At 72.3% G+C, this 15744-nt stretch carries 15 protein-coding genes; 6 read left to right on the top strand and 9 right to left on the bottom strand.

Annotated elements, in window-relative coordinates:
• Positions 1–63: 63 nt before the first annotated feature.
• Complete coding sequence (locus ABIC29_RS05825) at positions 64–1329, bottom strand: glycosyltransferase (RefSeq protein ID WP_116081262.1); 1266 nt, start codon at positions 1327–1329, stop codon at positions 64–66.
• Between the two features lie 186 nt (positions 1330–1515).
• Between ABIC29_RS05825 and ABIC29_RS05820 the strand changes: the two genes are divergently transcribed.
• Positions 1516–3348, top strand: a complete 1833-nt coding sequence (locus ABIC29_RS05820) for a histidine-type phosphatase (protein ID WP_354243514.1) — start codon at positions 1516–1518, stop codon at positions 3346–3348.
• Between the two features lie 35 nt (positions 3349–3383).
• On the opposite strand, the gene ABIC29_RS05815 is transcribed toward ABIC29_RS05820, so the two are convergent.
• Positions 3384–4187, bottom strand: coding sequence for a class I SAM-dependent methyltransferase (locus ABIC29_RS05815; protein ID WP_354243511.1), 804 nt, complete (start codon positions 4185–4187; stop codon positions 3384–3386).
• Positions 4188–4253: 66 nt separating this feature from the next.
• Here ABIC29_RS05815 and ABIC29_RS05810 point away from each other — a divergent pair, with 66 nt between their 5' ends.
• Complete coding sequence (locus ABIC29_RS05810; protein WP_116081260.1) at positions 4254–4871, top strand: exonuclease domain-containing protein; 618 nt, start codon at positions 4254–4256, stop codon at positions 4869–4871.
• A gap of 103 nt (positions 4872–4974) precedes the next feature.
• Positions 4975–6444 carry a DNA recombination protein RmuC gene (locus ABIC29_RS05805; RefSeq protein ID WP_354243508.1) on the top strand — a complete coding sequence of 490 codons (1470 nt, stop codon included), beginning with the start codon at positions 4975–4977 and terminating at the stop codon, positions 6442–6444.
• A 95-nt stretch (positions 6445–6539) separates the two neighbouring features.
• Here the strand turns inward: ABIC29_RS05805 and ABIC29_RS05800 are convergent, their stop codons facing one another.
• From ABIC29_RS05800 to ABIC29_RS05775, 6 genes are all read right to left on the bottom strand, one after another.
• Positions 6540–6893, bottom strand: a complete 354-nt coding sequence (locus tag ABIC29_RS05800; protein ID WP_116081258.1) for a hypothetical protein — start codon at positions 6891–6893, stop codon at positions 6540–6542.
• Between the two features lie 12 nt (positions 6894–6905).
• Positions 6906–7217, bottom strand: coding sequence for a hypothetical protein (locus ABIC29_RS05795; RefSeq protein ID WP_147309136.1), 312 nt, complete (start codon positions 7215–7217; stop codon positions 6906–6908).
• Between the two features lie 37 nt (positions 7218–7254).
• Positions 7255–7644 carry a VOC family protein gene (locus ABIC29_RS05790; protein WP_116082436.1) on the bottom strand — a complete coding sequence of 130 codons (390 nt, stop codon included), beginning with the start codon at positions 7642–7644 and terminating at the stop codon, positions 7255–7257.
• A gap of 78 nt (positions 7645–7722) precedes the next feature.
• Positions 7723–9105, bottom strand: a complete 1383-nt coding sequence (locus tag ABIC29_RS05785; RefSeq protein ID WP_354243503.1) for an MFS transporter — start codon at positions 9103–9105, stop codon at positions 7723–7725.
• 46 nt (positions 9106–9151) lie between these two features.
• On the bottom strand, positions 9152–10153 hold the full coding sequence (gene glpX / locus ABIC29_RS05780; protein ID WP_199471516.1) for a class II fructose-bisphosphatase: 1002 nt from the start codon (positions 10151–10153) through the stop codon (positions 9152–9154).
• A gap of 148 nt (positions 10154–10301) precedes the next feature.
• On the bottom strand, positions 10302–11327 hold the full coding sequence (locus ABIC29_RS05775; RefSeq protein WP_158551779.1) for a fructose-bisphosphatase class II: 1026 nt from the start codon (positions 11325–11327) through the stop codon (positions 10302–10304).
• Positions 11328–11437: 110 nt separating this feature from the next.
• Between ABIC29_RS05775 and fbaA the strand changes: the two genes are divergently transcribed.
• On the top strand, positions 11438–12469 hold the full coding sequence (gene fbaA, locus ABIC29_RS05770) for a class II fructose-bisphosphate aldolase (RefSeq protein ID WP_116081255.1): 1032 nt from the start codon (positions 11438–11440) through the stop codon (positions 12467–12469).
• Between the two features lie 11 nt (positions 12470–12480).
• Complete coding sequence (locus tag ABIC29_RS05765; RefSeq protein WP_354243499.1) at positions 12481–13119, top strand: DUF6264 family protein; 639 nt, start codon at positions 12481–12483, stop codon at positions 13117–13119.
• A 133-nt stretch (positions 13120–13252) separates the two neighbouring features.
• Here the strand turns inward: ABIC29_RS05765 and ABIC29_RS05760 are convergent, their stop codons facing one another.
• Positions 13253–14299, bottom strand: coding sequence for a 4-hydroxy-3-methylbut-2-enyl diphosphate reductase (locus ABIC29_RS05760; protein ID WP_116081253.1), 1047 nt, complete (start codon positions 14297–14299; stop codon positions 13253–13255).
• Between the two features lie 134 nt (positions 14300–14433).
• Here ABIC29_RS05760 and xseA point away from each other — a divergent pair, with 134 nt between their 5' ends.
• Positions 14434–15738 (top strand): exodeoxyribonuclease VII large subunit, encoded by a 1305-nt coding sequence (xseA, locus tag ABIC29_RS05755; protein ID WP_116081252.1) that lies wholly within the window; start codon positions 14434–14436, stop codon positions 15736–15738.
• Positions 15739–15744 lie beyond the last annotated feature (6 nt).

Genomic DNA, 15744 nt, shown 5'->3' with positions numbered 1-15744 from the left:
GCGTCGCCCCGCGGCCTCATCGGAAGCGGATGCCGCACCCGGGCGCGGCCGTCGGCATCGACGTCAGGCCGGGCGACGCCCGACCGCGGCCAGTCCCTCGACCTCGGCGAGGAGCGCCCCCGAATCGATCTCGGCCCGGATGCGCTCGCCGAGTTCCGTGGCCGCGTCGCGGTAGGAGGGCTCGAGCAGCAGGCCGAGCACCGCCGTCGCGATCGCGGAGGCATCCGACTTCGCCGGGATCACGACCGCGGCACCGTGACGGGCCGCACGGGCGGCGTTCTCGGGCTGGTCGCGGCCGAGCGGGATGCAGAGCGCCGGAACCCCCGCGGCGAGCGCCTTGATGAGCGTGCCGTGGCCCGCGTGGGTGATCACGAGCGCGGCCTGCGGGATCAGCTGCGCGTGGGCGGCGGCGCGCACGACGACGACGTTCTTCGCGCCGGGAACGTCTGCCGGATCGATCGCGGGCCCGGTGGTGATCACGGCGCGCACGGGGAGCGACGCGAGCGCCCGGGAGATCCTCGTGAGCAGGTCGGCCTGCGCCATGTAGGAGCTCGAGAGTCCGACGACCACGAGCGGCGCATCGCCGGGCGGCAGCGTCAGGCCCGGGCCGTCGGCCGGGATGTCCTCGAGCACCGGCCCGACGTAGCGCACGTTGGGCGCGTCGGGCGGCGGGTCGTCGAACGCCGAGCCGGTGAGCACGAGTACGCGGTCGGCATGATCCCACTGCTCGCCGGGGTTGCGGACCGGCGCGAGGCCGTGCTCGGCACGGGCCGCGTTGACCGGGCCCATCCCGACACGGGCGGCCGCCGTCATGAGCGCGTACGCCGCGCGGTCGCGCGCCCGGCCCAGCGCGTTGTGCGCGGGCGCGAGCCCGAGGCCGAACGGCGGGCGCACGCGCGAGGGCTGCAGGTACACGCTCCCGACGAGCACCGCGGTCGGGATGCCGCGCGCCTCCGCGCCGATGAGCGCGCCGAGGAGCAGGCCGTCGGCGAGTACCGCGTCGAACGGCTCGGCGTCGAGCGCAGCTACGACGTCTGCGGCGTAGCGGGCGGCCGGGCCGGTCATGAGGCGATCGCGCACCCGGAGCAGCGCACCGAGCTGCGTGCGGCACTCCCAGTCCTTCAGCACGTCGTCTTCGAGGGCTGTCGACCTGCGCTGCGGCGCGGTCGGCCAGGTTCGATGCACGGCCCCGGTGTCGGCGATCGCGTCGGCGAGGGTCGGGTCGCCGAGGACGACGACCTCGTGGCCGCGCGCGACGAGCAGGCGCGCGATGCCGAGGTTCGGCGGGGTCGCTCCCCCGCCGTCCCAGACGGCGAGCAGGTACTTCATCCCTGAAGAATCCTCCCGTGCGGGGATGGCGGTCAAGCGGAGACCCGATCGGTGCCCGAACGTGCCCGGGCCAGAGCCCGTGTCGACGCCGGACGGTCACCCGGCCGTCGGTTGCCGTTCACCCGCCGCCGGTACTCCTGACGAGGCCCGATCGTCGGGGCCCGTACCCCTACGCACGGAGGTCCCATGTTCCGCCCGCTCCCCACCCGCCGTCGACTCCGCGGTGCGCACGCCGCGCGCCTGGCGTTCGCAGCCGGCGCCCTCGGTGCCCTCGCCGCCGCCGCGCTCGCGGGCCCGGCCGTCGCGGCCGAGACATCCGACGCCCCCGTGCCCACCGGCTTCTACAGCAGCAAGCAGCCCTACCTCGCCCCCGCCCCGGCCGACCTCGCGGCGTACTCCCCCGCGCCGGCCGGCTACACGACGATCGCGACCGAATCGGTCGCACGGCACGGGTCGCGCGGCCTCTCGGGCTACAAGTACGACGCGCTGCTGCACCGTCTGTCCGAGACCGCCGTGGCCGAGGGCGGATTCCTCACCCCCGAGATCGGCACGACGTTCATCGCGAACCTCGACGCGATCACGGCCGCGAACGTCGAGAACGGCTACGGCATGCTCACCGGCCAGGGCGCGACGCAGCACCAGGGCATCGGCGCGCGTGCCTACGAGCGCAACGCGCCGCTCTTCGAGCAGGCCGCCGCCGCCGGCGACCGCATCGTCGCCGAGACCTCTGGCGAGGCGCGCGCGACCGAGTCGGGAGAGAACTTCCTGCTGGGCTTCGCGGATGCCGCGGCCGCCGCCGGCGCCACGGCGCCCTCTCCCGACGCGCCGCTCGTCGCGCACCCCGAGCGCCTGTACTTCCACAAGGTCGAGAATCCCGACGGAACCGACAAGGCCGAGGGATCCCCGGAGCGCGAGATCGCCGAGGCGTACGAGGCCTACCTCGACGAGCAGACCGACGACGGCGGCACGATCGCCGCCGCCACGGACTTCATCGAGGACCTGCCCCGCTCGGTCGAGGTCGCCGACGAACTGCTGTCCGGCATCTTCACGCCGGCGTTCATCGCGCAGATCGGCGCCGACGACGCCCACACGTGGTTCAACACCGCCGACGGCACCGAGACGGGCCCCGCGACCTGTGCGCCGGGCGCCGACCCGGCGGCCGACCCCGATGCGTGCGGCGACCCCGAGAAGTCGATCGAGAGCCCCGTCGACGCGGCCATGACGCTCTACAACCTCTACATCATCGCCGTCGACATGCAGGAGGAGAACGTCGCACCGCACGAGTTCGACTTCGACCCGTACTTCGTCGGGCACGAGGCCGACGCCGAGTGGTTCGCGTACCTGCTCGACGCCGAGGACTTCTACGAGAAGGGCCCGAGCCTCGCAGGCCATGACGAGACCTTCCGCATCGCGAAGCCGCTCCTCGACGACTTCTTCGCGACGATCGACGCGCGTGCCGCCGGCGGCGACGTGGCGGCGACCTTCCGGTTCGCGCACGCCGAGACGATCATCCCGTTCGCGGCCCTGCTGCGCCTGCCGGGCTCGACCGTGGCCGCGCCCGACGTCGCCTCGCCCGCGAGCGCGGCCGACGTGTACGACTACGCCGGCAACCCCTGGCGCGGCGCGCAGGTGACCCCGATGGCCGCGAACGTGCAGTGGGACGTCGTCGCGCGCAAGGGCGTCGACCCCGCGACCGGCAGCGCATACACCCCGCTCGTCCGCATGCTCTCCAACGAACGCGAGATCGCCTTCGCCGAGGGCTGCGCGCCGGTCGCCGAGGGCTCGAGCTGGGTCAAGACGACCGAGCTGCGGCGCTGCCTCGCGGATGTCGCGACCACCGAGAGCCCGCTCATCGCCGACGATGCGGCCGTCGCGTCCGATGCATCCGCCCCTGCCGGCCCGCGGCTCGCCGAGACGGGCGCGGAGACCGGGGCGGCCACGGCGGCCATGCTGCTGCTCGCGGCCGGCGTCGCGGCATCCGTCGTCGCCCGTCGGGTGCGGCGAGCGCAGCGCGGCTAGCGCGGCCGGCCGCGGCCGGTGCCTCCGCGCGCGGCTCAGCCCATGAGCCGCGCGCGGAAGCAGCGCGTGAGGTACGGCACCTCGAGCTCGACGGCACCCGCGAGATCCGGATGCGTGTCGAGCAGCACCTCGAGCGCGCCGATCGTGGAGGCCTGCTCGGCCGCCGACGCGGTGATGAAGTACGACCGCGAGCGGACGAGTTCGAGGAACCGCCCGCGCGACATCCGCTCGGTCCACTCGACCGTGTGCTCCTCGACCACGCCGAACGGCGCGCCGATGCGCACGTACGCCTCGAACGTCGCGCTCGCGTCATGACGCTCGTGCATGATCCCGCCCGCCTCGCGCAGCCAGTCGGCCCGGAGGTCTCGGCTGTTCCACACGAGGCCGAGCACGCCGCCTGGCCGGAGCACGCGCGCGATCTCGGGCAGCGCGCGATGCGGCTCGAACCAGTGCCACGCCTGGCCGGCGACGACCGCGTCGAACGTGTCGTCCTCGAGCGGGATCTCCTCGGCCGTGCCGAGGATGCGCGGCACGCCGGGAACGGCGAGCTCCAGCTCGTCGAGCATCTCCTCGACCGGGTCGACGGCGATCACGTCGACGTCCAGCGCGACGAGCGCCTCGGTGAGCTTGCCCGTTCCGGCGCCGAGGTCGAGCACGTCGACCGCGTCGCCGACGAGCCAGGCGACCGCCTCGGCCGGGTACCCGGGCCGTGACCGGTGGTAGACGGATGCCGCCGCGCCGAACGACCTCGCCGCCGCGATCGTCGTCGGCGCCGCCGGGTCCCCGAGCGGCGGAACGGGTCCGCCGCCGTCGGGCGCGGGTTCGGTCGTCTCGGTCATGGCGCCCATTCCACGCCAGCGGCGAGGCATCCGTCAACCGTCGGCAGGTCATGGCACGATGCCCTCGTGCCAGTGGACTTCACCGCGATCGACTTCGAGACCGCCAACCCGTCGAGTGCGTCGGCCTGTTCGATCGGACTGGTGAAGGTGCGCGACGGCGTCGTCGTCGATCGCCTGCACCGCTACATCCGCCCGCCGTTCCCCCACGACGAGTTCTCGGAGTGGAACGTGCGCGTGCACGGCATCACGCGCGACATGGTCGCGGATGCCGCGGGCTGGGCCGAGCTGCTCCCGGTGTTCCGCGAGTTCGCGGGCGTCGACGTGCTCGTCGCCCACAACGCGGGCTTCGACATGCGCGTCATCGCGCAGACCACCGAGGCGGTCGGCCTCGACGTGCCGAACCACCGGTCGCTCTGCAGCCTGCAGGTCGCGCGCAAGACCTACCACCTCGAGTCCTACCGGCTGCCCGTCGCGGCGATGGCCGCGGGCTTCGAGGGCTTCTCGCACCACGACGCCCTGGCCGATGCCGAGGCCTGCGCCGCGATCATGGTGCACGCCGCCGGTCGGCACGACGTCGACGACCTCGACCGGCTCGCCCACGTGACGCGCGTGCCGTTCGGCGCGATCGGGCAGGCCGCGACCGCCACGCGCGCGGCGGCGCACGGCCCCATGGCGCTGCAGTAGGGGCGCCGCATCGGCGTCGCCTCGGCGTCGCATCGGCGCCGCTTCTCGGCCTCGCCGAGCCGCATCGCGGGCGATGTCGGCGGCCGCTGCCACACTTGGCGGCATGGAGATCCTGCTGCTGGTCATCGGCCTCGTCGTCGGCATCGCGCTCGGCGCGCTCGCCACGTGGTTCCTCGCATCGAAGCGTGCGACGGATGCCGCGGCCGGCGTCGTCCCGTCCGAAGACCCCGCACTGGTCGAGGCCCGTCACCAGGCCGAGATCGCCTCGCTGCAGGCCGGCAGCTCGGCCGAGCAGGCGCGCATCCGCGCCGACGAGCAGCAGGTCCAGGCGCAGCTCCGCGCCGAGCTCGCCTCGGTGCAGGCCACGACCGTCGGCCTGCGCGAGCAGATCGAGTCGGCGCGCACGCAGTACCGCGAGATCGTCGAGCGCCAGCGCACAGAGCAGCAGCAGCGCGAGGCACGCGAGGCGGCCGACAGCAAGGTGCTGCAGGCGCTCGCGCCCGTCAAGCAGACGATCACCGAGATGCAGGCCAAGGTCACCGAGCTCGAGACGCAGCGGCACCGCCAGCACGGCGAGCTCAGCCAGCAGCTCAAGATCGCCGCAGAGAACGAGGAGCGCCTGCGCTCCACCGCAGAGACGCTCGCCTCCGCGCTGCGGTCGAACAGCACACGCGGCGTGTGGGGCGAGACCCAGCTGCGCAGCGTCGTCGAGGCCGCCGGGCTGCTCGAGCGCGTCGACTTCGACACGCAGCACTCGATCAACACCGACTCGGGCGCCGGGCGCCCCGACATGGTCATCCACCTGCCGGGCGGCAAGAACATCGCCGTCGACGCGAAGGTGCCGTTCAACGCCTACCTCGAGGCCAGCCAGATCCCGCTCACCGCGGTCGGCGCAGAAGCGGCCCGACGCGAGGCGCTCATGAAGCAGCACGTCAAGGCCGTGCGCGACCACATCACCGCCCTCGGCGGCAAGACCTACTGGGCCGGGCTCGGCGCCTCGCCCGAGATGGTCATCGCGTTCATCCCGAGCGAGTCGCTCGTCTCGAGCGCGCTCGAGACCGATCCGGCCCTGCTCGACTACGCGTTCTCGAAGCGCGTGGCGCTCGCCTCCCCCGTGACGCTGTGGTCGGTGCTGAAGACGGTCGCGTTCAGTTGGCAGCAAGACGTCCTCACGAAAGAGGCCAAGACCCTCTTCGACCTCAGCCGCGAGCTCTACTCGCGCCTGTCCGTCACCGCCGGCCAGATCGAGAAGCTCGGGCGCACCATCGAGCGCACGGTCAAGGACTACAACGCGTTCGTCGGCTCGCTCGAGACCCGCGTCATGCCCACCGCGCGCAAGCTCAGGGCGCTCGACGAGACCAAGGTGCTCGCGCAGCTCGAAGGCATCGAGGAGAGCCCCCGTGAGCTGACGGCCTACGAGTTCACCTCGGCCGCCTCGACCGAGACGGCGGCTATCGAGGCAGGGTCCGACGCCGGAGCACCCGAATCCTCGGTCATCGACGCTGAACTCGACCTCGGCTCCGACGACGAGAGCTTCGCCGCCGACATCGACCCCGAGATCCGCTCGATCTGACGCGGGCGCGCACCGGCTCCGTCGAGTCGGGCAGCGCTGGGTCGACGCGTTCGCACACCACCTCCGCGGCGGGCGGCGCGCGTTCGGCGGAGCGGTCAGTCGCGTCGCTGCGGGGGCAGCGTGCGCAAGATCTCCGGATCCACCTTGCGCCGTTTCAGGTGCACCGGGCGGGCCGACACGACATCGTCGACGACCTCGAGCTCCGCCGGAGCCTCGATGCGCAGGTCGGCCGCGGCGTCGGCGAACCGCAGTCGTGCAGAGGCACGGTCCGCTCCGGCCTCCTCGCGCAGCACGCGTTCGCGGGCGTCCCGGCCCTCCGGTGCCGTCAGCTCGTCGTCCACGCCGACGAAGGTGTGGCCGCGGACGGCCCGCCCCGTCTCGGGGTCGTAGAGCACGCTCACCTGCTGCCGCGTGTCGACCTGCTCACTGCTCGCCGTCTCGTCGATCATCGCTCGTCCCCCTCACCAGAAGTTCCGCGAGACGCGTCCGCGGGCGAACGAGTTGACCACGAACATCCGCACGCTCACGCTCGTGACGCCGTCGCGGGCGACGACCGGCGGGCCGTCGTCGCCGAAGTTCTCGACCCCGCTGTCGCTCACGATCTGCGAGACGCCGAACCGGGCGAATGTCCCGTCGTCGTCATCGACGCTGTTGACCGAGGTCAGGGCGACCTCGACGATCGTGCGCCCCGGATGCGTCACCTGGAACGTCCAGGTGTGCGTGTACACGCCGCTGCTCGACGCCCACGGCGAATTCAGCGATTGCCCCAACATGCCTCGGGTCTACCAGCTCCCGCAGCATGCCGGAGGTTCACTGCGCGATGAGGCTGAGCACGTTGCCCGAAGGATCGCGGAACCAGCAGATGTCCGGCCCCTGGCCGGACTTCGACCCCCAGGCGATACCTCGCTCGTCGGTGCCGAACGAGTGCGGGTCGGTGTAGATCTTCGTCACGACCCCGGCGGCGTTCAGGTCGTCGACCGTGCGCTCGAGGTCGGTGACCTCGAAGTTCAGGATCGTGAACGACGCGGGCTCGTGCGTGTCCTTCGGGTAGACGAAGACGCCCTGCCCCGAGGGGAGGGTCAGCCTCAGACCTCCCATCGACTCCTCGACGGGCAGTCCGAGCACGTCGCCGTAGAACGCTCGGGCCGCGCCGACGTCATGCACGCTGAAGCCCGGGAACGCGTCGCTGATGTCCACCATCGGATCTCCCTTGTTCGCGTTGTTCGCGCCCACCCTCGCACACCCGGCAGGCGCGCGTCGAGGGGTCGCGCCGGCAGGTCAGTCGCGGAGCGGGTCGTCGCGCCCGGCGATCGGATGCGGTTCGTCGGCCGGAGGCGCGAACCCGCCCGCCGCCTCGGCGCCGGTGACGACGCCCACCGCATCGGTCGACGGCGCGGAATCCAGCGGATGCGCGAGCTCGTCCTGCCCGAGCCGGGCGATCGCGAGCGTCGCGAACGCGATGAACGGCGGCACGAGTCCGGCGATCAGGAACGCCGGCGCGAGCCCGATCGCCTCGCCGACCGGTCCGGCGACGGCCATCGACACCGGCATCAGGGCGAGCGAGACGAAGAAGTCGAGGCTCGACACGCGTCCGAGCATCGACGGCGGCACGCGGCGTTGCAGCAGCGTTCCCCAGACGACCTGCGCGCCGTCGAAGAGGAGCCCGACCAGGAACAGCGCGATGACCATGACCCAGAGCTGCGAGGTGTATCCGATGATCGCGAGCGGGAGGCATCCGACGCCCCACGCGAGGATCATGAGCGTGAGATAGCGCCGCGGCAGGCGGAACGATGCCACCGAGAGCGAACCGACCGCCCCGCCGACACCGAACGCGGCGAGTGCGAGGGCGAACGCCCCGGCCCCGCCACCGGTCTGGTCCTTCACGGCGAACGGGAGCAGCACCTCGATCGGCCCCATGATGATGAACACCAGGACGATCGAGAAGACGAGCGTCGCGAGCAGCCATTTCGTGCGCACGAGATAGGTGAAGCCGTCGCGCAGGTCGATGAACGACTGTCGCACCGGGTGCCGCACGACCTCGTCCGGGTCGCGGCGAACCGGCGTCTCGCGCATCACCGCCAGCACCACGACGGCGACGACCTGCATGACGGCGACCGCGCCGAACGCCAACCACGGCCCCTGCAGCGCGATGAACGCGCTCGCGAGCGCCGGCCCGGCCGCCTGCATCACGGCGGGGCGCAGGACGCCCTCGATGCCGTTCGCGGCCAGCAGTTGCGAGCCGGGCAGGATCGCGGGCAGCCAGGCCGAGTACGCCGGGTAGAAGAAGCCGTCGGCCAGGCCGAGCACGAACGAGATGGCGGCGATGTGCCAGACCTCGATGACCCCAGTCGCCGCGAGCACGGCGGCGACCGCGAAGGCCACGGCCCGCATGACCTCGACGACGATGAGGATGCGTCGCTGCGGGATGCGGTCGGCCGCGACGCCGCCGATCAGCACCGCGAGCACGAGCCCGAGGCTCGACCCGACCGCGACGAACGAGAGGTCGACGGGGGTTCCGCCGAGCTCGACGACCTGCCACACGGCCGCGACGAGCCAGGCGCCCGCCGACAGCAACGATGCCGCGAGCGCGAGCGCGAGCAGCCGGTACTGGGCGGCGCCGAACGGACGCAGCGCGCGTGGCAGTCTCGGGCGGTCGGTCACCGTCCCATTGTCGGACGACCCGCCGACGCCTGCGAGCGTTCGACGGTCACCTGTCGGCGTCGGACAGCCACTTCTCCACGGAGTGGTCGGCGACGATGCGCCGGATCGTGCCGGACTTGCCGCGGAGCACGATCGACTCGGTGCGGATGATCGGCCCCTTCTTGCGCACGCCCTCGAGCAGCTCGCCGTCGGTGACGCCCGTGGCGACGAAGAACGTGTTGTCGCCGCGCACGAGGTCGTCGAGCTCGTACACCCGGTCGCAGTCGAGTCCGGCGGCCTCGCCGCGGGCACGCTCGGCGTCGTCCTTCGGCGCGAGCACGCCCTGCATGAATCCGCCGAGCGCCTTGATCGCGCACGCGGTCGTGATGCCCTCCGGGCTGCCGCCGATGCCGACGCACATGTCGATGCGGGACTCGTAGCGCGCGGCGTTGATGCCGCCGGCGACGTCGCCGTCGCTCATCAGGCGGGTGCCGGCGCCCGCCTCGCGGATGTCGGCGATGAGCTGCTCGTGGCGCTCGCGGTTCAGCACCGCGACGCGCAGCTCGCTCACATCCTTGCCCTTCGCCGCGGCGAGCGCGCGCAGGTTCTCGCCGATCGGCCGGCGGATGTCGACGACGCCGAAGCCCGTGGCATCCGTCACGATCTTGTCCATGTAGAACACGGTCGACGCGTCGAGCATGGTGCCGCGATCGGCCACCGCGATGACCGAGAGCGCATTGTGCCGGCCTGCGGCCGTGAGCGACGTGCCGTCGATCGGGTCGACGGCGATGTCGCATGCGGGTCCGCGCCCGGTGCCGACCCGCTCGCCGTTGAAGAGCATGGGGGCGGCGTCCTTCTCGCCCTCGCCGATCACGACGACGCCGTCGAAGTCCACCGTGCCGAGGAAGGCGCGCATGGCGTCGACGGCAGCACCGTCGGCGCCGAGCTTGTCGCCCTTGCCGATCCACGGGTAGGAGCGGATCGCCGCGGCCTCGGTCGCCCGCACGAGTTCGAGCGCGATGTTGCGATCGGGGTGCAGGTACAGGCTCGCGGCGTCGGTGCTCATCATCATCGAGTGGTCCTCCGGTGTCGGTGCGACCGGCCCGAGCGGCCCATGGCGGGCCGTCGGCTCCGTACGCGCTCGTCTTCCAGACTAGGCAGCGGGCACGCGGAGGAGTCGATTTTCGGGACGACCCGAGCAGAAAGAACGTCGATTCTTAACCGGCGGGCAATGCGGCGGTCACCAGTCCGCCGGGCGCGGTGTCGTCGACGAGCACGAGCCCGGCCCGCACCGCGGCGAGGGCGCAGGCCGTCACCGGCGCGATCACGACGAGGGCGGATGCCGCGCACAGGTCGTCGAGGCGAAGGCCGGCCGCCGTGACGAACCCGCGCTCGACGGCGCCCGGTCCGAGTGCCGTCGCGAACGCCTCGATGCGCGCGGCCTCGACCGCGGACTGCTCGGCGAACCCGGCGTGCATGACCCCGCCGTGCGCGCGCACGATCGCCGCCTCGAGGAGCCCCTCCGGCGCACCTCCGATGCCGAGCAGCAGGTCGAGGTCGCCGTCGGGGGCCGCGGCGTGCGCGACCCGCTCGATGTCGCCGTGCTCGAACGCATGAAGGATCGCGCCGGCGGCGCGCACGGCGTCGGCGGCCTCGGCGTTGCGAGGGCGCGCCTGCACGGCGACCCTGAGCGACGACACCGGGCGGCCATGAGCCGCGGCGAGCCTGGCGAGGTTCTCGCCGACGGGCAGGTCGAGGGCGAGGCCCGCGTCCACCCCGCCGCCGGGCCGTGCGTGCACGAGCTTGTCGAGGTAGAACGCGGGCCCCGGGTCGGCGAAGGACCCGCGCGGTGCGACCGCGAGGATCGCCATGGCACCGGGTCGCCCGGCGGCCGCGAGCCGCGTTCCGTCGACGGGGTCGACGACGAGGTCGAGCGCCGCGCCCGCGCCCGTGCCGAACCGCTCGCCGGGATGCAGCATGGGCGCGTCGTCCTTCTCGCCCTCGCCCGAGACCACGCGGATGTCGGCGGGCACGCCCGCGAGCGCGCCGCGCAGCGCGTCGACCGCGGCCGCATCGACCGCGTCGCCGTCGCCGCCGCCCACGAGCGGACGAGCCGCGGCCGCGGCCGCGCGCACGGCGTCGAGCAGCGCACGACGGAGCCCGGGCGACGGGATCCACGCCGCGGCATCCGCGCCGTTCGCAGGCGACGGCTCTTCGGATGCGGCGGCTGGATACGGGGGCATCGTCCCATCATCGCCCAGTCGCGGCATCCGCACGCCTCGCAACGCACGTGAGCACTCCTCGCAACCTCGGTAGACTTCGGAGGAATCCTGTTGCCTTCCGAAGGAGCGCCATGCCCATCGCAACCCCCGAGCAGTACGCACAGATGCTCGACACCGCCAAGGCGAAGGCCTTCGCCTTCCCGGCGTTCAACGTCTCGTCGACGCAGACCCTGAACGCGGTGCTGCAGGGCCTCACCGAGGCCGGCTCCGACGGCATCATCCAGGTCACCACGGGTGGCGCCGACTACTTCGCCGGCCACACCGTCAAGGCCCGCGCCACCGGCGCCCTCGCCTTCGCCGCGGCCGCGCACGAGATCGCGAAGAGCTACCCCGTCACGGTCGCCCTCCACACCGACCACTGCCCGAAGCCCGCGCTCGAGGACTTCGTGTTCCCGCTGCTCGCGGCGTCCGAGGAGGCCGTCAAGGCCGGCGGCAACCCGATCTTCCAGTCGCACATGTGGGACGGCTCGGCCGTGCCGCTGACCGAGAACCTCGAGATCGCGCAGCAGATCCTGCCCCGCATGAAGGCGATCAACGCGATCCTCGAGGTCGAGATCGGCGTCGTCGGCGGCGAAGAGGACGGCGTGAAGCACGAGGGCTCCAACGAGGCGCTCTACACGACCCTCGACGACGCGATCTCGACCGTCGAGGCGCTCGGCCTCGGCGAGCAGGGCCGCTACATGGCCGCCCTCACGTTCGGCAACGTCCACGGCGTGTACGCGCCCGGCAACGTCAAGCTGCGCCCGTCGCTGCTCAAGGACATCCAGGACGGCCTGGCCGCCAAGTACGGCACCGGCCCGAAGCCGCTCGACCTCGTCTTCCACGGCGGCTCCGGCTCGACCGACGCCGAGATCGCCGAGGCCGTCGCGAACGGCGTCGTGAAGATGAACATCGACACCGACACGCAGTACGCCTACACGCGCGCGATCGCCGACTACATGTTCAAGAACTACGACGGCGTGCTCAAGGTCGACGGCGGCGTGGGCAACAAGAAGCTCTACGACCCCCGCGCCTGGGGCAAGGTCGCCGAGACCGCGATGGCCGCTCGCGTGGTCGAGTCGACCCGTCAGCTCGGCTCCGCCGGCAACTCGATCTCGGCATAGGGCGCCCACATATGACGCACGACGAGGCCGCTCGCCCGACCGGAGCCTCGGGGCAGGATTCGTCCCCGAAGGCTCCCCCGAGCGACGAGCGGCCTCGTCCGCGCTACGGCGAGTACGCCCCCGAGGGGTGGACCTGGCAGCCGCCGGTCGACCCCAAGGCGGTTCCGGATGCCGCGGCCGACGCGGCGCAGGCCGAGGCCTCCGTGCCGCCCGCCGCAGCCCAGGGCTCTGCGCCCGGCGTGGGGCAGGCGGTCGCTCCGGCCATCCCCCGCGACCGCCTCTGGACCATCGCACTGCTCGTGTTCGGCGTGTTCGGCCTGCTCTACAACATCGTGGCCATCGTGCAACTGCCGACGACCGCGCTCGAGTCGGCGAAGCTCTCGTCGGCGATGCTCGGCGTCGACGGGCCGACCTCGTTCACCCCGGGCCCCGCCGTGCCGACGATCATCGCGACCGGCGTCCTGCTGCAGCTCCTGCTCTGGATCGGCGCACTGCTGTGGTCGCGTGCGCGCCTTCGGGCCGGCCGCCTCTCGTGGTGGATCCCGGTCGCGGCCGGCGTCGTCGCGTTCGTCGTCGTGACGATCATCGGCATGCTCGTGTTCGCGAGCGACCCCGACTTCCTGACCTCGCTCAGCTCCGCGAGCGTCTAGACCACCCGTCCGGACCGCGAGCTCGAGGGCGGGACCGCACGCCTCGCGACAGCACGCCCCGCGACAGCACGCCTCGCGACAGCACGACGCCCCGCGGCAGACCAAGTCTGCCGCGGGGCGTCGGACGTCGAGGTCAGGCCTGCGAGGTCGAGCGCGTGCGCCCGCCGAGCGCGCGGTCGTCGCGGTTGCCGGCGAGGTCGCGCCGGAGCTCCTTGGGGAGCGAGAACATGAGGTCCTCCTCGGCGGTCTTCACCTCGCTGACGTCGCCGTAGCCGGCATCGGCCAGGGCCTCGAGCAGTTCGTGCACGAGCTCCTCGGGAACGGATGCCCCGCTCGTCACGCCGACCGTCGCGACGCCGTCGAGCCACTCCTGCTTGACCTCGCTCGCGTAGTCGACCCGGTAGGCGGCCTTGGCTCCGTACTCGAGCGCGACCTCGACGAGGCGAACGCTGTTGGAGGAGTTCGCCGAACCGACGACGATCACCAGCTCGGCATCCTGTGCGACCTTCTTGATCGCGACCTGGCGGTTCTGCGTGGCGTAGCAGATGTCGTCGCTGGGCGGGTCGGCGAGGTTCGGGAACCGCTCGCGCAGGCGGCGGACGGTCTCCATGGTCTCGTCGACCGAGAGCGTGGTCTGCGAGAGCCACACGACCTTGTCGGGGTCGCGCACGTCGATGTTCGGCACGTCGTCTGGGCTGTTCACGATCGTGACGTGGTCGGGCGCCTCGCCGGCGGTGCCCTCGACCTCCTCGTGACCCTCGTGGCCGATGAGCAGGATCTCGAAGTCGTCGCGTGCGAATCGCACGGCTTCGCGGTGCACCTTGGTCACGAGCGGGCAGGTCGCGTCGATCGCGTGCAGTCCGCGGTCGGATGCCGCGTTCACCACCGCCGGCGAGACGCCGTGCGCGCTGAAGACGATGTGGGCGCCCTCGGGCACCTCGTCGACCTCGTCGACGAAGATCGCGCCCTTGGACTCGAGCTCGGTGACGACGTGGATGTTGTGCACGATCTGCTTGCGCACGTACACCGGGGCGCCGTAGTGCTCGAGGGCCTTCTCGACGGCGATCACCGCGCGGTCGACGCCGGCGCAGTATCCGCGGGGGGCGGCGAGCAGGACGCGCTTGTGTCCGAGGACGGGGATATCCTTGAGCCGGCCGCGCAGGCCGGGCACGCGGGGCATGCCGAGGCCGATTTTCGGGGTGGTGGTCGTCACGTTCCCATCCTACGCGGGGCCGGCTGGGCACCCGCCGACCGCGGCGGGTCCGCGAATGCCGAGGCCGGCTCGAACGCCGCACGAACCAGGGAGAGAACACGATGACGGATGCCACGGCGACGCGTGATGCCCCGTGGCCGGTCTCCACGCTGTCCGGCAAGCTCAAGGACTGGATCGAGCGGCTCGGCATGGTGTGGGTCGAGGGCGAGATCACCCAGTGGGGCGGCTCGGGCGGCAACGTCTACGGCAAGCTGAAGGACCTCGAGGCCGACGCCACCATCTCGTTCACGATGTGGTCGTCGGTGCGGGCCAAGCTCACCGAGCAGTTCAAGCAGGGCGACCACGCCGTGCTGCTCGTCAAGCCGACCTGGTGGGTCAAGGGCGGGTCGCTCTCGTTCCAGGTGTACGACATGAAGCACGTCGGCCTCGGCGACCTGCTCGAGCGCCTCGAGCGGCTGCGCGCGACCCTCGCCGCAGAGGGCCTGTTCTCGGCATCCCGCAAGCGGCCGCTGCCGTTCCTGCCCGGCGTCGTCGGCCTCATCACCGGGCGCGACAGCGACGCCGAGAAGGACGTGCTGCGCAATGCCCGCCTCCGCTGGCCCGCCGTCGAGTTCCGCACGGTCCACGCGACCGTCCAAGGAGACCGCACGCCGACCGAGGTGGCCGCCGCCATCAAGCGGCTCGACGCCGATCCCGAGGTCGAGGTCATCATCATCGCCCGCGGCGGCGGCGACTTCCAGAACCTGCTCGGCTTCAGCGACGAGCGCGTGGTGCGCGCCGCGGCGGAGGCCACCACGCCGATCGTCTCCGCGATCGGGCACGAGGCCGACCGGCCGCTCCTCGACGAGGTGGCCGACCTCCGGGCCTCCACCCCGACGGATGCCGCGAAGCGCGTGATCCCCGACGTCGGTGAAGAGCTCGCCAGGGTCGACCAGGTGCGCGCGCGCCTCGGCATGCGCCTCTCGTCCATCCTGACCCGCGAGATCGACCGCATCGGGCACCTCCGCATGCGCCCCGTGCTCGCCGACGGCGCGTGGATCGTCGACCGCCGGGCCGAGGAGCTCACCCGGTGGGTGGCCCGCGGGTCCGAGCTCGTCGACCGCCACATCGAACGGCAGGCCTCCCGCATCGGCGAACTGCGCGGGCACCTCCGCGCGCTCTCCCCGCAGGCGACCCTCGACCGCGGGTACGCGATCGTGCAGGGCCCAGACGGACACGTCGTGCACGACGCGACCGGCGCCCCTGCCGGCACCCGCCTCACCCTCACGCTCGCCGACGGCACGATCGGCGCCGAGTCGCTCGGCGCACTCCACGCGGGTGCCACGCCGCACGCGCCCGACGACGCGCTCGACGGCGGGTTCGAGCCGGCGACCCCGTCCGACGAACCTGTCAGCGGCGCCGAATAGAATGGC

Origin of the sequence: Agromyces sp. PvR057 (assembly GCF_040547485.1) — a bacterium.
Classification (GTDB): Bacteria; Actinomycetota; Actinomycetes; order Actinomycetales; family Microbacteriaceae; genus Agromyces.
Note: the sequence above shows the minus strand (reverse complement) of the source record. Positions and strands in the feature narration are given on the sequence as shown.

Bases quoted from the DNA above. Each gene is read 5' to 3' on its own strand.
- ABIC29_RS05825 (WP_116081262.1), bottom strand. From the start codon at position 1,329: ATGAAGTACCTGCTCGCCGTCTGGGACGGCGGGGGAGCGACCCCGCCG.
- ABIC29_RS05820 (WP_354243514.1), top strand. From the start codon at position 1,516: ATGTTCCGCCCGCTCCCCACCCGCCGTCGACTCCGCGGTGCGCACGCC.
- ABIC29_RS05815 (WP_354243511.1), bottom strand. From the start codon at position 4,187: ATGACCGAGACGACCGAACCCGCGCCCGACGGCGGCGGACCCGTTCCG.
- ABIC29_RS05805 (WP_354243508.1), top strand. From the start codon at position 4,975: ATGGAGATCCTGCTGCTGGTCATCGGCCTCGTCGTCGGCATCGCGCTC.
- ABIC29_RS05800 (WP_116081258.1), bottom strand. From the start codon at position 6,893: ATGATCGACGAGACGGCGAGCAGTGAGCAGGTCGACACGCGGCAGCAG.
- ABIC29_RS05795 (WP_147309136.1), bottom strand. From the start codon at position 7,217: ATGTTGGGGCAATCGCTGAATTCGCCGTGGGCGTCGAGCAGCGGCGTG.
- ABIC29_RS05790 (WP_116082436.1), bottom strand. From the start codon at position 7,644: ATGGTGGACATCAGCGACGCGTTCCCGGGCTTCAGCGTGCATGACGTC.
- glpX (WP_199471516.1), bottom strand. From the start codon at position 10,153: ATGATGAGCACCGACGCCGCGAGCCTGTACCTGCACCCCGATCGCAAC.
- ABIC29_RS05775 (WP_158551779.1), bottom strand. From the start codon at position 11,327: ATGCCCCCGTATCCAGCCGCCGCATCCGAAGAGCCGTCGCCTGCGAAC.
- fbaA (WP_116081255.1), top strand. From the start codon at position 11,438: ATGCCCATCGCAACCCCCGAGCAGTACGCACAGATGCTCGACACCGCC.
- ABIC29_RS05765 (WP_354243499.1), top strand. From the start codon at position 12,481: ATGACGCACGACGAGGCCGCTCGCCCGACCGGAGCCTCGGGGCAGGAT.
- ABIC29_RS05760 (WP_116081253.1), bottom strand. From the start codon at position 14,299: ATGCCCCGCGTGCCCGGCCTGCGCGGCCGGCTCAAGGATATCCCCGTC.
- xseA (WP_116081252.1), top strand. From the start codon at position 14,434: ATGACGGATGCCACGGCGACGCGTGATGCCCCGTGGCCGGTCTCCACG.